Source organism: Acidaminobacter sp. (genome assembly GCF_030247605.1).
Taxonomy (GTDB): Bacteria; Bacillota; Clostridia; order Peptostreptococcales; family Acidaminobacteraceae; genus Acidaminobacter.
Window position 1 is genome coordinate 1 of sequence record NZ_JAOTSB010000051.1, and the last position, 14,435, is coordinate 14,435.

At 45.6% G+C, this 14,435-nt stretch carries 10 protein-coding genes; all 10 read left to right on the top strand.

The features are described from left to right. Positions 1-98 precede the first annotated feature (98 nt). The 10 genes from OEL90_RS15250 (at position 99) to OEL90_RS14750 (ending at position 14,350) form a co-directional block, all read left to right on the top strand. Positions 99-299, top strand: a complete 201-nt coding sequence (locus tag OEL90_RS15250; RefSeq protein ID WP_300689830.1) for a winged helix-turn-helix domain-containing protein — start codon at positions 99-101, stop codon at positions 297-299. Next, a complete protein-coding gene (locus OEL90_RS14710) occupies positions 296-1,540 on the top strand; it encodes a sensor histidine kinase (protein ID WP_300689817.1) in 1,245 nt (414 codons plus the stop codon). The genes OEL90_RS15250 and OEL90_RS14710 overlap by 4 nt, the downstream gene beginning before the upstream one ends. A gap of 128 nt (positions 1,541-1,668) precedes the next feature. Beyond that, positions 1,669-2,712, top strand: coding sequence for an alpha/beta hydrolase fold domain-containing protein (locus tag OEL90_RS14715; RefSeq protein WP_300689819.1), 1,044 nt, complete (start codon positions 1,669-1,671; stop codon positions 2,710-2,712). Positions 2,713-3,098: 386 nt separating this feature from the next. Further along, a complete protein-coding gene (locus OEL90_RS14720; protein ID WP_300689820.1) occupies positions 3,099-7,100 on the top strand; it encodes a 5'-nucleotidase C-terminal domain-containing protein in 4,002 nt (1,333 codons plus the stop codon). 285 nt (positions 7,101-7,385) lie between these two features. Beyond that, complete coding sequence (locus OEL90_RS14725; RefSeq protein ID WP_291401434.1) at positions 7,386-8,642, top strand: 4Fe-4S dicluster domain-containing protein; 1,257 nt, start codon at positions 7,386-7,388, stop codon at positions 8,640-8,642. Between the two features lie 87 nt (positions 8,643-8,729). After that, a complete protein-coding gene (locus OEL90_RS14730) occupies positions 8,730-9,932 on the top strand; it encodes a diaminopimelate decarboxylase family protein (protein WP_300689823.1) in 1,203 nt (400 codons plus the stop codon). Between the two features lie 38 nt (positions 9,933-9,970). Beyond that, the gene (locus tag OEL90_RS14735) at positions 9,971-10,426 is read left to right on the top strand and encodes an ASCH domain-containing protein (protein ID WP_291400547.1); all 456 of its coding nucleotides are present in this window, start codon (positions 9,971-9,973) and stop codon (positions 10,424-10,426) included. A gap of 218 nt (positions 10,427-10,644) precedes the next feature. After that, positions 10,645-12,537 carry a DUF5050 domain-containing protein gene (locus tag OEL90_RS14740; RefSeq protein WP_300689825.1) on the top strand — a complete coding sequence of 631 codons (1,893 nt, stop codon included), beginning with the start codon at positions 10,645-10,647 and terminating at the stop codon, positions 12,535-12,537. A 375-nt stretch (positions 12,538-12,912) separates the two neighbouring features. Further along, a complete protein-coding gene (locus OEL90_RS14745) occupies positions 12,913-14,004 on the top strand; it encodes a M42 family metallopeptidase (RefSeq protein WP_291402323.1) in 1,092 nt (363 codons plus the stop codon). A 13-nt stretch (positions 14,005-14,017) separates the two neighbouring features. Beyond that, positions 14,018-14,350 (top strand): MFS transporter, encoded by a 333-nt coding sequence (locus OEL90_RS14750; protein WP_300689828.1) that lies wholly within the window; start codon positions 14,018-14,020, stop codon positions 14,348-14,350. The last annotated feature ends 85 nt before the right edge of the window (positions 14,351-14,435 follow it).

Here is a 14,435-nt window from a genome sequence, read left to right on the forward strand (position 1 = left end):
TTTCTTTCACCCATTGGGTGAAAGAATGGTTTTGGCTTAACGATTATAAATACTTGCTTAAAGGGTTATATGAGTAGATTGCACGTAGAATCTAGGTAATCTACTTATCGAGAAACAAAAACAAGGTGTTAACGCGGGAACAAATCCTGAATCAAGTCTGGGGCTATGACTATTTAGGAGACACAAGAGCGGTGGACACATTGATCAAAAGACTGCGAAAGAAACTGCCGGCTTCAGGATTAAACTTTGAAATTAAATCCGTATACAGTATAGGCTACAAGCTTGAGGTGGGCTCATGAGAAGGCTGCTTTCAGACAAGAAAACGGTATTTTTTCTGATTCTTCTGGTGTATATATTTTGCTGGTTTTTAGGAACGACTGCGATAAAATCATTTTTTATTGACTACAAAATTAAAGAGATGTCGCCTCAATTAAATGTCATCACAAGTGAGATTGCAGATGGGAATTTCAGTTTTACAAGAAATACAGATTTTGTTTTGAAGGCCTATGATGTGTTCGGTGTTGAAATCAATTTATTTGATGAGGACGATCAATCCGGCCTCATTGTAAAAGATGATGAAATTTCTAAAAGCTTGGTGCACCTGATTCCAAAGGTAACAGCGGGCAATGAAGTGGCTTTGCTGGTGAAAATAGGTAATCAGTCTGTGGAGTCTATTGTGATTGGCGCGCCAATTGTTAAGGATCAGGTCGTCAAAGGTGCTGCATTTCTGTTAAAGCCGGCAAGTGACTTTAATGCGATTCTAAATGGATTTTTTCTCATATTTTTTGTCACCCTCGTTATTGGTGTTTTGCTGATTGGAACATTTTTAAACCTCTATTTCAAAGAACTCACAGGCCTTGAACAAACGCGCAAAGATTACATAGCCAATGTCAGTCATGAGTTAAAATCACCTGTCGCTTCAATCAAGGCCCTTACAGAAACCTTAATTGACAATATTATTCAGGATGAAGAAACAAGAACGCGGTATTACGGGATTATCTTAACGGAAAGCAGTCATCTTCAAAGACTTATTTCAGATATGCTGGAACTCGCCAGAATTCAAAATGGAAGAATGAATTTTGAGAAGGCGGCTTTTGACAGCAAAGCCTTACTACTGGCGCTTTATGAAAAATATTCTGTTGTCCTTGAAGATATGAATAACAAGTTTGAAGTCTCAGAAAAGGCGCTGCTGCTGCCTGAACTGTATTCAGACAGAGAACGGATTTTACAGATCTTCAATATTCTCGTTGACAATGCCTCCAAATTCATAGGTGAAAATGGCAGGGTTGTTATTGATGCTGAGATTTATCCCAAACATGTTGAGTTTAAGGTCTCGGACAATGGCATAGGTATAGAAAAAGAAATGCTGCCCCATATCTTTGAGCGGTTCTACAAAGGAGAAGTGCCGCAAAATAAGAACGGGAGCGGACTTGGACTTTCAATTGCAAAAGAGATCCTTCAAGGACTTGGTGAAAAGATCTGGGTTAACAGTGATCCTGAAGCTGGGACTACTTTCAGTTTTACGGTTAGAAGGGCTTAGGCTTTAGAAAGTTTAGTTTGAGTAATGTGCGAGATCTTACACTTTTGTGCCATTGTTCTGCCACATTTTGAACTTATACTTATTCTCGTAAGTAGAAAACGGTAGAACAATGGAAAGGAAGATTGCACATGAAAAAGATTTATGTACTCGCGTTGGTTCTTGCTTTGATTTTTAGTTTAGCCGCATGTTCTTCAAGTAATTCCACAGAGGGTGTAGATGCTGCAGCGAATGCTGAGATAAGTTCTGAGACACCGGGCGCGGCGGAAGCAGCTCCCACGGGGATGAACGGAGGTCTTGGCAATTCCAGTGTTGATACCTCTGCAATTAAGACTCAATATCAAGAAGTTCCATATGGCAGTATTTCGGAGTCGCAAACATTAAATATCTATTTGCCAAATGAAGGGGACGGGCCGTTTCCTATTATTGTCGCGATTCACGGCGGAGCGTTCAAAATGGGAAGCGCAACCGGCGGAGATGTCGCAGCAATGCTGCAGGGCGTCAATCACGGGTACGCAGTCGTCAGCCTGAATTACCGACTTTCTGGTGAAGCGATCTTTCCTGCGGCGGTCAATGACTGTAAGGCAGCAATCAGATTCATTAAAGCAAATGCTTCAACCTATAATTTGAACCCGGATAAAATTGCCGTATGGGGTGACAGCGCAGGCGGAAACCTTGCCGCAATGTTGGGGACAACAGGAAATGAGATCATCCAGGTGAACGACAATCAGGAAAACCTTGAATATGGCTCGGCTGTTCAAGCCGTCGTCGACTGGTTTGGTCCCCTGGATTTTCTTAAAATGGATGAACAGTTTGCAGCAGCAGGCATTACACCGAAATTTGGGCAGACGACAAGTGAAACCTCGCCAGAGAGTCAGTATATTGGCCAGCTTATTTCCAATGATCCTGAGCTGACACAAAAATCAAATCCGGGTACATATGTAAATACTATGGCAGCAGACACGGCGCCACATTTCTTAATTCAACATGGTACGGCTGATGCAAATGTGCCTTCCCAGCAATCCATTGATTTCGCAGCGCAGCTGAAGGGTGTCATTGGCGAATCAAAAGTAACAATTGAATTGCTGGAAGGGGCAGGCCATGGGACTGAGGAATTCACTTCACAGGAAAATCTGGATAAAGTCTTTTCGTTTCTTGATGGCGTGTTGAAATGATTCGTTACTCAATTAAAATTAAATGCCAGATTGAATTGCATGCATAGGTTTACATAATGCTAGTTCGGGTATTAATTAACATGTATAAAAGCATATTACTCATATGCAATTTATTGGGACGCGATGATTTCAGGGATGTATTTGGACGCTTATCCCGTAGGAGTGAATAGCGAAACCGGCCTTTTGGCCGGTTTTTTCATTTATAAAGGGGGAATCTTACTAATTAAATCATCTGTGGAAAATATGAGTTTTGATTTCTAAATGTGTACCATTGCGACATTTGCTCTTCGTATCTTAAAAGTCGTTCAACACAAGGACGAGTTACAGAATCACTGACTATCATTGTCAGACAAACTGAATAAAGCAACAACAGGAGGTGCAGTTCAATGTCACGGCCAAGGTTTAGCCTTAAAATTCTTTTCAGCTTAGCAACCATTGTTGCCTTAGTGACAACATTCAACGCTTTTACCCTTGAAAACCGTGTGGAAGCAAGCCTTTCTAATCCCGTCACATTTACCATTCTTCATACCAATGATTTTCATGGCCAGCTTGTGCCTGAGGGTACCAATCCAGGCGCGGCCAGGATCGCCAATGTAGTCAACGAGATCGTCACAGACCGGGGTGCAGATAGTGTTCTGCTGCTAGATGCCGGAGACGCCATGCAGGGCAGTCTGCTCACCAATATTCAAAAAGGGTATCCTGTGATCCCGGTTTTCAACGCCATGGGTTATGATGCTATGACCATAGGCAATCATGACTACGACTGGGGACAGACTATACTGGCGGATCGTATCAGCGCTGCGACATTTCCATTTCTCAGTGCCAACATAGTAACTGATGGACCTGACGGCTGGACACCGCCAGGAGGTGTAGTGCCTTACATCATTAAAACAGTTGGTTTCACAGAAAAAGCAAAAGTCGCCATTATTGGTGTTACTACTCAGGAAACCGCCGTACTGAACGCTCACTTGACGGTCGGTCTGACATTTAAGGACCCTGCGGAAGCCATTTTGCACTACTACGACAGCATGGCCGCTGAAGCAGACGTTATAGTAGTTCTGAGCCACTTAGGCTTTAACGATGGTGGCTACGGCATAGGTGAAGATGTTTACGGCGATAAAACTCTGGCTCAGAAACTAATTGTTGCCGGCAAGCCAGCGGATTTGATTCTGGGCGGCCACAGCCACACCAATCTGACAGCCGCGACGAAAGTAGGAGATACGACCATAGCTCAAGCTTATTACAACGGCCGCCGCGTTGGGCGGGCTGATGTCACTGCTATGCCTGGTGGGACGGTTAGTGTGACTTGGAGCAGTCTCACAATTGACACAACAGTAGATACCGATTCAACCATTAATACTTTGGTCAACGGATTTGCCACGGATCCGAGCTATCTCACTCTGATCAATCAGTCTGTTGGGTACACCAATGTTCCAGTGATGCGAAATTACAACGGAGATTCTCTAATGGGCAGCTTCATTTGTGATGCTGTTTACAATGACCTTAATTCAGACGTTGAAACTGGAAATGATGTGGATCTCGTCTTAAATAATCCAGGCAGTGAAAGAGCAGATTTGGAATATGCCACTTATCCGCATGCCATTTCCTATGGAGATTTATTCAGCGTCCTTCCATTTGGAAATAGTATTGTGGTAGGAGAAATGACTGGCGCTCAAATTTTAGATCTGCTTAATCAGAGTGCGACGCTGTTTAAAGGTGCCCTGCACACTTCTGGGGCAGAATATGCATTTTATAGTTACACAGACAGCAAACCGGGTCCTCAGCCTTGGGCTTGGGGGGCCTTTGACGTCGAAATAAGAAATCACAGCAGCGGTATTTTTGAACCTATTGTACTGGATCAGACTTATCGCGTCGCAACAAACGAGTTCCTTGCCCCAAGCGGTGGGGACGGTTTTATGGCCTTCAAGTACATGAAAAATATTACCTATTGGGGTGATATGCTGAATGCCGTTGTCCACTGGAGCAGTTATGCTTATCCGGAAACCAGTCCTTACAATGAAAGTTTGGACGGCCGTATAACTCGGGATGGCGACAATTTGGGCGGCAGCATCAAGCCTCTGACTATTCTCCACCACAACGACGCCCATGGTAATTTAACCAAAGGCAGCTATGTGGGCTATACACAACTCGCATCGCTGATTCGTCAGCAGCGGGAACACAACCCAAACAGGACTCTGCTGCTCAATGCGGGAGACAATCTCCAGGGCGATTCTTTGATGTATTTCTTCCGAACAGCTCCACTTGGGTACTCTGCAGATGGTACCGCGCTATCTGTTGAACTGACCACGCACCCAATGATGGCCGCCATGAATGCCATTGGCTATGATGCAATGACCCTTGGTGAGCATGAGTTTAATTTTGGCAGCCTGGTCACAACCAGTATTATGCAACAAGCAGAGTTTCCAATACTGGGCGCTAATGTGTCTGACTCCGGTAGTTATGGCTTAGACTCAATCCCGGTAGCGCCATATGCTGAAAAGACGCTTGATGACATTCATGTCGCAATTTTGGGCATTACCAATCATCAAGTACCTAACTATGAGCTTCCGGGCAATATTGACGGGATCACCTTCTCAGAGCCCCTTCAAACGGCACAGGATTTAGCCGATGGTCTCAGATCCGGCAATGATGTCCTGATCGCGTTGACACATCTTGGGTTCAACAGCCACGCGAATGCAGAAGTGGATGAAAATACGGATCTCCTTATGGCAGAAACGGTCAGCGGTCTGGATGTCATTATTGGCGGCCACAGCCATACCAATCCTGAAATCGGTGGCGGAGACTACAAGTATTTGCCTGCACTGGTCAGCGGGCCAAACAACTCACCAGTCATGGTCCATCAGGCTTACCGTTATAACAACACCTTGGGTGAAGTCATTCTTGGCCTCAGGGAAAATTCAGGCAGCTATGAAGTTGTCAGTCGCGCGGGCAGATTTCACAGCATTAGTCTGTCCACTCCGGAAGATTCTGAACTGGTCACGCTTCTTAATCCATATCTGTTACTGTTAAATGATTACATTGATGACAGTATAGGAGCGACTACCGTGCCGATTGATGCCTTGACCGCCTTCACTCAAGAAACCAACGCCGCAAATCTTCAGGCGGATGCTGCTGTTGCGAAACTAAACGCAGAAGGCATAGCGGTTGACTTCTTCCTTGGCGGCGCCATGAGCAACCGTAAGATTGCTAATAGTGCAACACCAAGCACACCGGCTGAGCTGAAAGTGTCTGATCTCTTCAGTCTCATGCCATATGAAAATTCCTTTGTTGTTATGCAGATGAATGGTCCTCAATTGAAAGAGGTTCTTGAGCGATCCTATCGAAACTATTACTATTACAAATATGTACCAGGTTACGGCGGCTATGCTTATTATGCGACTGGGATGCTGGATATCAGCGTGGGTGGAGAAATAGTCTATCATGACGAATACCCGGTAAGCTATGACCCTGAAGTTAATCACGTGCTTTCACTTAAAGTGAATGGACAGGAAGTGGATTTTGAAGATCCAGATACTTATTACAGTGTGGCCACAGTTAATTATCTGGCTATGGGTAATGTCAACTTCCATGACGCAGGTCTAAGCCTCTGGCCGCTTGCTCAAGTCACCGACGTGACCCAGTACTATGCCCGTGACGCTGTGATTGACTATATTAAAGCCAGGGGCACAATTTCGCCTCAAATTGAAAACCGTTTGAGATTTGTCACCGATTGGACACCGCCTGTAGTTACTATTGAAGTCCCAATCCAAGACAGAGCCCTTCAAGATGGTGTGACCTTCATTGCTGAGGCTACAGATGCCAGTGGTGTGGATGAGGTATGGTTCTATGTCCGCGATTCGAGCGGCAATGTCATCGATTCCGAATTTGAGGCTATGCCAGCAGTCCGAAATAGTGACACAGGCAAGTGGGAACTTCATTTTGATACCCTGAGGCTTCCGGACGACTACTATGGCATACGGGCGAAAGCAGTGGATTCTCACTCGAATGAGGGCTGGAGCGTTATGACGGATGTTTCAATCCGAAACTGGGCTACTATGACCATGCTTCCATCCTCAGCCAGTTACAAAGCCGGACGCACCATGCCAATCAAATTCAGCCTCAACGTGGTCGAAGCTGCGGATCCGGAAATGCCTTTTGTCTACAATGAAGAACTTGCCATTAAAATCTTTGACACTAAAAATCTCGTGACACCTCTTCAGGTTTCGACCTTTGGTACGAAATCAACAGATTACAGAATTGAGCCGGATCTGTTGTATATCACGAACTTTATGACGCTGAAGAAACCAACGACTTACAAGGTTGAAATTTGGAGAACGGGAACGGACTTTATGATTGAAAGTTTTACTTTTGCGACTACCAATAAATAATTTGACGAGTTCCAACGACTGACGAAAAAGCCTCGGCTTGATATGACCGAGGCTTTTTCTATGGAGAATCAGAGGTTGAACAATGGGTGTAAAAGAGACGCGACTTCCATTAATTTTGATATAATGGTGGAGGAGTGGGGACTCAGAACCATCGGCAGAGGAAGTCTTTGATGATCTTTGTTCTTGGCGGCCCCGGCATAATTGAAGTGTTGTTGATGTTAATCCTATAAAAAATCATAATGTGATCACTTTGCTTTGAAAATAGACGCACTGAAGGAGGCAATCATGGGCCATCTCACTGCAAAAAACGGTTATGAAAATCTTGTAGCGCGTTTAAACAAATTTCCTCTGGGAGCACCGCCTTCAGAAACGTTGTACAAAATTTTGGGCCTATTGCTGGATGAAAGGGAAGCGGAACTGGTCTCAAAGCTGCCCATTCGAGCGTTTACCGCCGAAACTGCAGCCAAGCGCTGGGAAATGCCTGTCCAGGAAGCGACTGATATCCTGGACAGCCTGGCCAGACGGGCTCTGTTGGTGGACATCCTCAAGGGGGAGACCACCCATTATATCTTGCCGCCGCCTATGGCAGGCTTTATTGAGTTTTCCATGATGCGGATCCGGGAGGACATTGATCAGCACAGCCTTGGGCAATTGCTTTACCAATATATGAACGTTGAAGAGGATTTCATTAGAGCGCTGTTCTTTGAGACCGACACCAAAATTGTCCGGGCTTTTGTCAACGAACCTGCGTTGTCTCAGCCGGAGATGCTGGAAATTATGGATTATGAGCGCGCCACAGAGGTCATTAAAGGCGCGGACCATATTGGGGTGGGCGTCTGTTATTGCCGCCACAAGATGTCTCACATGGGGAAGCAGTGCGACGCACCTATGGAGATCTGTATGACCTTTGGCAACGTAGCAGATTCGCTGATTCGATCAGGTTATGCGAAGCGCATTACGTCGGAGGAATGTCTGGCGCTGCTGAATCAGGCTTATGCCCACAATTTGGTTCAGGTCGGTGAGAATGTTCGAAATGAGGTGTCGTTTATCTGCAATTGCTGCGGCTGTTGCTGTGAAGCACTGCTGGCGGCGAAGAAGTTTGGCACAACGCTGACTATGGCCACCACAAATTATCTGCCGCAAATCAGCCATGAGAGCTGTACGCGCTGTGGAAAATGCGTTCAGGTGTGCCCTGTTGACGCACTGTACTGGGACCAGGAGAAAAGTCCAGAGCTCTTGAGTTTGAAAGAAGAGATGTGTCTGGGATGTGGTATTTGTGTGCGGAATTGTCATTTTGGGGCGCTGGAGCTCGCAAGGCGGGAACGCAGGGTGATGACACCGGTGAATACGGTGCACCGGGTAGTCCTCACGGCGATTGACAAAGGCATGCTGCCAAATTTGATTTTTGATAACGACGCGCTGGCCTCACACCGTGTTTTGGCTTCGATCCTTTCAGCCATTTTAACCATGCCGCCTGCTAAACAACTGCTGGCCAATGAACAGATCCGGTCTAAGTATTTGGCGAAGTTGATTGGACATTGAAGGCGATTGCTGTTTGGGGGCGGGGAGTGGGGAATGGGAACCATCGGCAGAAAAAAATCAAGCCAAAACTGGCGAGGAGATCAGCTTATGAACGAGTTGCAGTTCGTTAAAGAGCACGCGTCTTGTTATATTTATGATGAAGGACAAATCAGAGCCCAGTGCCGCAAATTGAAAGAATCGCTTGCTGCGTTTGACTTCCTGTATTCTATAAAGACCAATCCTTTTCCCGCGGTGATTGAGTGTGTGGGGCAGGTGGGATTTGGTGCCGATGCTGCATCCGCTCAAGAGGTTGAATTATCTATCCAAAACGGGATTTCACCGGAAAACATCTATTATTCAACTCCAGGCAAAACCGAATCGGATCTGGCCCAGTGCTTTGAAAAATGCGTGCTGATTGCAGACAGTCTGTCTGAGATTGCCAAAATTGATGAGGAAGCTAAGCGAAGGCAGCAAGTGATAAAAATTGGGATTCGTATAAATCCGGACTTTTCAATGGACAGCGATTCAGGGGTGCCGAGCAAATTTGGGATGGATATTGAGCAGGTCGAGGCGCTGGAACTCATGCTGGGGGCGTGCACCAGCGTTAGGGTTTCGGGGATTCATATCCATATTAAATCGCAGGTGTTGAATTTTGAAAAACTTGGACGCTATTATCTGAAATGCTTTGATATTGCAAAGAGGATCAGCAAGCTGCCCAATACTTCTGTGGAATATATAAATTTCGGGAGTGGGATTGGGGCGGTCTATGATGCGAGTTTGGATGCACCTGTAGATCTCGTGAGGTTATCTAACATGCTGGACGGCATGATCCTTGAAAATCAAAACACGCTGGGCGCCAGACTGTATATCGAGACCGGCCGCTTCGTGACCAGCAATGCAGGAACGTTTTACACCAGAATTGTGGATATCAAGCACTCCAAAGGGAAGAAGTATCTGATTGTGCAGCATGGCATGAATGGCTTTCTGCGGCCGGCGCTTGCGAATCTCCTGCAGAAGAACGCCGGTGGCGCGGATCTTCCGGGTCAAGAACCGCTCTATACCTCCAATCACGCGTTTTCCTTTGAGGTGTTGAATAATGCGTCTACGAGGGAGTTTGTCACTATAGTTGGAAACCTTTGTACCGCTCTGGATGTCCTGGGAGAAAATATTGAAGTGAAAGCGGCTGAGATTGGGGATCTGATCGCTGTAAGCAATGCAGGAAGCTACGCGTATTCGCTTTCACCGCTTATGTTTTCAAGTCATGGGTTGCCCTCACAGTTTATTAGGCGCGCTGACGGGAAAATCGAGTAAGATAAATCACTTGTTTCGAAATTTGGAGGGGAATGTTAATGACGGTTGAAACTATGTGGGCTGAATACATAAAGAACTGTGGTGAGTCGTTCAAGGCATCAAATAAGACTTATGAAGCATGGCATTTCTGCAACAATGAGTCCGACGCAAATGAACTTGCTGATTTAACTATACGTGGGATTAAAAGAGCTACCGCAAGCTTGAAGAAATCCTATGAGCTGGACAACGAGCCTCTGCCTAAAGAAAAAGATTTGAACATAGTTACCTATTACGACGGGACAGCAGCCTGTATTATTGAAGTGACAAATGTAAAAGTGGTTCCTTTTAATGAGATTACGGAAGAGGATGCAAGCGTTGAAGGAGAGGGTGATGGTTCTCTCGCCTATTGGAGAGCCGGGCACTTGAAATTTTTTAAGGAAGAGGCAGAAGCTAATAATTATGAATTTCGAGAAACTGACTTGGTGGTGTTTATGACTTTTAGGGTTGTTTATTGAACCACCCACGACTGAAGTCACGGGTGTGCGCGGTTATTTAAACAATATTGAAGCAAAAGAATGAAAAAAAATTCCTTCATCTATAGTCTGATGCTTCCTCCCGCATCTCCTGTTTACACATTATGTCAACCTTTGCCAACTTCTGGGTATAAAGATATTGGAATTAGTATTGTCACATTGACAAGTTACCACTGGTTGTGAGAAGGGTGATGTGTGGGATGAAGAGGACCATCGGCATAATTACTTTTTTTGTGTTTTTTGTTTTTGCGCTTTCAGCCTGTTCCAAATCGACTGAAACAACCGAAGTTGTTCTGGGCAACACCAATGGCAATTACAATAACAGCGCTATGTACGTCGAGGCGGAGGGCTGGATTTTTTATTCGGATACAATGAAGGATTATACGCTCACCAAAATGAAGCCGGACGGCTCTGAGAAGACGACCATGAACGAGTCGTCCGTCATGGGACTGAGTTTTGCCGATGGTTGGCTTTACTACGCCCAAATGCAAGAGAATTTCGACGGTTACCTCTATAGGATGAAACCGGACGGTACTGAGAAGCAGCAGATCGGGACAGCCAGCATTGACATTTTTGCTAACACCCTTGTTGCAGGCGACGCTATTTACTTTTCCAATAAAGCAGACGGCAGCACCCTCTACAGAATGAAGACGGATGGCAGCGCGCTAAAAAAACTGAATGACCTCGCGACTTACAAACAGACTTTTGAGGATCAATGGCTCTATTACATAAGCGTCTCGACTGACCCGGCAACCGGCGAGTCGAAGAATCAGCTCCGCAAAGTCCGTACGGATGGCAGCGAGGATCTACTATTGGTTGAACCCGTTGGCAGCAACGCTATAATCCAGGATGGCTGGGTGTACTATACCGCGGAGAGCGGCAGTGATCTGCTGTACAGGATTAAGCCGGACGGCATGGAAAAGACGGCGCTGACTGACGTTGGGGTGTCCTATATCAATATTCACGAGGGGACGCTTTATTACCAGACTGCAGATCAGGGGCTGATCTTCAGCAGCGGGCTGGATGGCAGCGCCCCTAAGCAGCTGACTGAATCCGGCGGCACCGGGATCCAAATTGCCGGGGACTGGATTTATTTCATGAGCCGGAGTGAGGGCGGAAGGCCGTATCGCGTCAAACTCGATGGGACAGGTCTGGAAAAGGCTTACAGCGTCGAACTGGTGCTGCCGGATCCACAACTTGAGGGCGCGGGAATCGTTCGAGGCCTGGGAACCGTCAACGCGAATTTGAACGGCGAGTCGAAATTCGTGGTCCAGGGTGACTGGGTTTACTACAATACAGACACTTTTACAGGTCCAGTCAAGAAGATGAAACTGGATGGCGGCGACCAAGAGAGTGTGATTGAAAAGGCAGCAATGCGTCTCAATCTGGTAGGGGACTGGCTGTATTTCATAGACGGCGGTTTTTATAACAGTCTGGCCAGGGTTAAAACGGACGGCACCGGCTACGGCCTCATCCTCGACGCCTCCTGCTCGGAGCTGATTGTGCGGGATGAGTGGATGTATTTCATAAATGCTTCTGACCAGAATCGTCTTTACAAGGTAAAAATCGACGGCACAGACTTGACCCTGCTGAGTGAAGACGCCGCCAGGGGATTAAACCTGTCAGGGGACTGGCTTTATTACTCATTGACGGGTGAGGATTTCTTCATCAAGGAAGGGATCTATAAAGTGAAGACGGATGGTTCCAGCAGAACCAAATTGTCAGACACCAGATTTCTCACTATGGCAGTTGAAGGCGGCTGGATTTACTTCAGCCTTGAGGATCCAAACACTTTTGAATACCAGCTTCGCAAGATGAAGACGGACGGAAGTGAAGACACACTCCTTGACAACCAGGCGTTGGCAACGATTGCCGGGGTTTACGAGGATTGGCTTTATTATTTCAATGGCATGGAAGAGGAGGGCCTGATCCGGACGCGCCTGGATGGCACCGGCAAAGAGGTCCTGATTGGTCCGGGCAATTTTGTGTGGGTTCATTTCCTGGGGGACAAAATTATCTTTTTTGATAATAACATAGGGCAGTACCGCATGATGAACCTGGATGGGTCAGAGCTGGTTGACCTTGGGTTTTAATTTGTGAAACTGGGTGTCTGACACCCAGTTTCAGAATGTAGGTGGAAAAAGGTATCTGACACCATCTTCCGCCTTGATGAAAATGACCATCGGCAAAAATTTCTGGGTTCGTCTCCTGGCTGTCGGACGCTAATGATTGAGCGTCGTTCACTTGCAGGGAGAAACTCAGAAGACCTCTGCCGATGGTCATTGTTATTTACTGTCATTTCATTCATTGAATGATGTTGCTATGCGTGTAAGAGGGGACAAAGAAAACTTAAAACACTTAAAAATCATAAGTCAACAAATATTGAATTGGGTATAAGTTCATTGAAACTGATGAGTGAATCTCACCGCGGATCTGATCAGAACAATGACTTTAAGGAGGTCTATTTCGTGAAGGAACAACTGAGAAAACGACTTAAAGAACTGACGTCGATTATTGGTTTAAGCGGTTATGAGTGGGATGTGGCCAAATACATAAAAAACGAACTTAAAGACCATGTGGATTCCGTTGAGATGATGAATTGCGGAATATTAGTAGCGAGAAAAAAGGGTACAAAGCCTGGACCACGTGTGCTGGTCAGCGCTCATATGGATGAGGTAGGATATGCTGTAACGACTATAACACCTAATGGATTTTTGTATTTTGGAAAGGTTGGCCTTGCTTCTGAAGCTTGTATGCCGGGCAGGAGAGTTTGGGTTAAGGGCGATCAGGGTGCGGTGCCTGGTGTCATAGGAACACGATCAGCTCATATGCTGACTCCGGAAGAAATGGCAAAACCGCAATCCATCAAACAATCCTACGTGGATATTTGTGTTAGATCAAGAGAAGACGCAGAGGCCCTTGGGATCAGAACCGGATCACAAATTGTGCCTGAGTCTCCATGCCAGGAAATGGCTGATACGGACTATTTATGTGGGCGAGCATTAGATGACAGGATTGGTTGCGCAATTCTTATTGAGGCTATGATAGAACTTAAAACCGAGGATATTCAAGGAGAAATATTCGCGGTATTTGGAATTCTGGAAGAGACTACGGTCAGCGCAGTTTCAGCTGCGGTAAACTATTTGAAACCTGATTATGGCCTCTTTATTGATACAGTGCCAGCGGGTGATGTGCCTGACTGTGATTCGGTTAAAGAACTTCCTATTGCCTTAAATAAAGGCCCAGTGATCATCTTATCTCAGGCTTACTTAAATGCTCTCAGCTATGCCACAAGCCATCCTAAGCTAGTAGAAGCTGTTAGAGCTTCAGCGGTGACCACGAACTCGAAATTTCAAGAATTTGCTTTTATTGGCGCCGCGTATCTAACTGATGGCGCGAAGTGTCTGTATGCTGGTAATGGAATGGCAATTGTATCATTGGCCATTCCGAGAAGATATTCACACTCTCCGGTTGAAATCTGCCATTTAGAGGATGTTGTCAGTGCTCTAAAAATCACAGAAGACTTTTTAAAGAAGCACATTGATCTGACAATGATATAGGGAGACTAATTTAATGAAAAACAATAATATACCCAGCCAAAATTATCAGGGCAATGACAGGCTACTGTTAGGTATATTTTTAGCTGTTATCACCTTCGGATTATTCGCTCAAACCATTTTGAACATAGCAACGACTATTCGCGTAGATCTGGGTATTGATGTTAATGCGAGCAATATTGCAGTAAGTGCCGCAGCCTTATTTTCTGGCATTTTTATAGTTGTAATCGGAGGCTTTGGTGATAGGTTCGGACGCATTAAAATAACAAAGATTGGACTTGTTTTAAGTATAGTTGGATCTTTAATAATACCTAGATTCTACGTGCAATCTACTCATATAACCCTTTAAGCAAGTATTTATAATCGTTAAGCCAAAACCATTCTTTCACCCAATGGGTGAAAGAAAATTGCAGCAAATTAACATCTATTTGTAT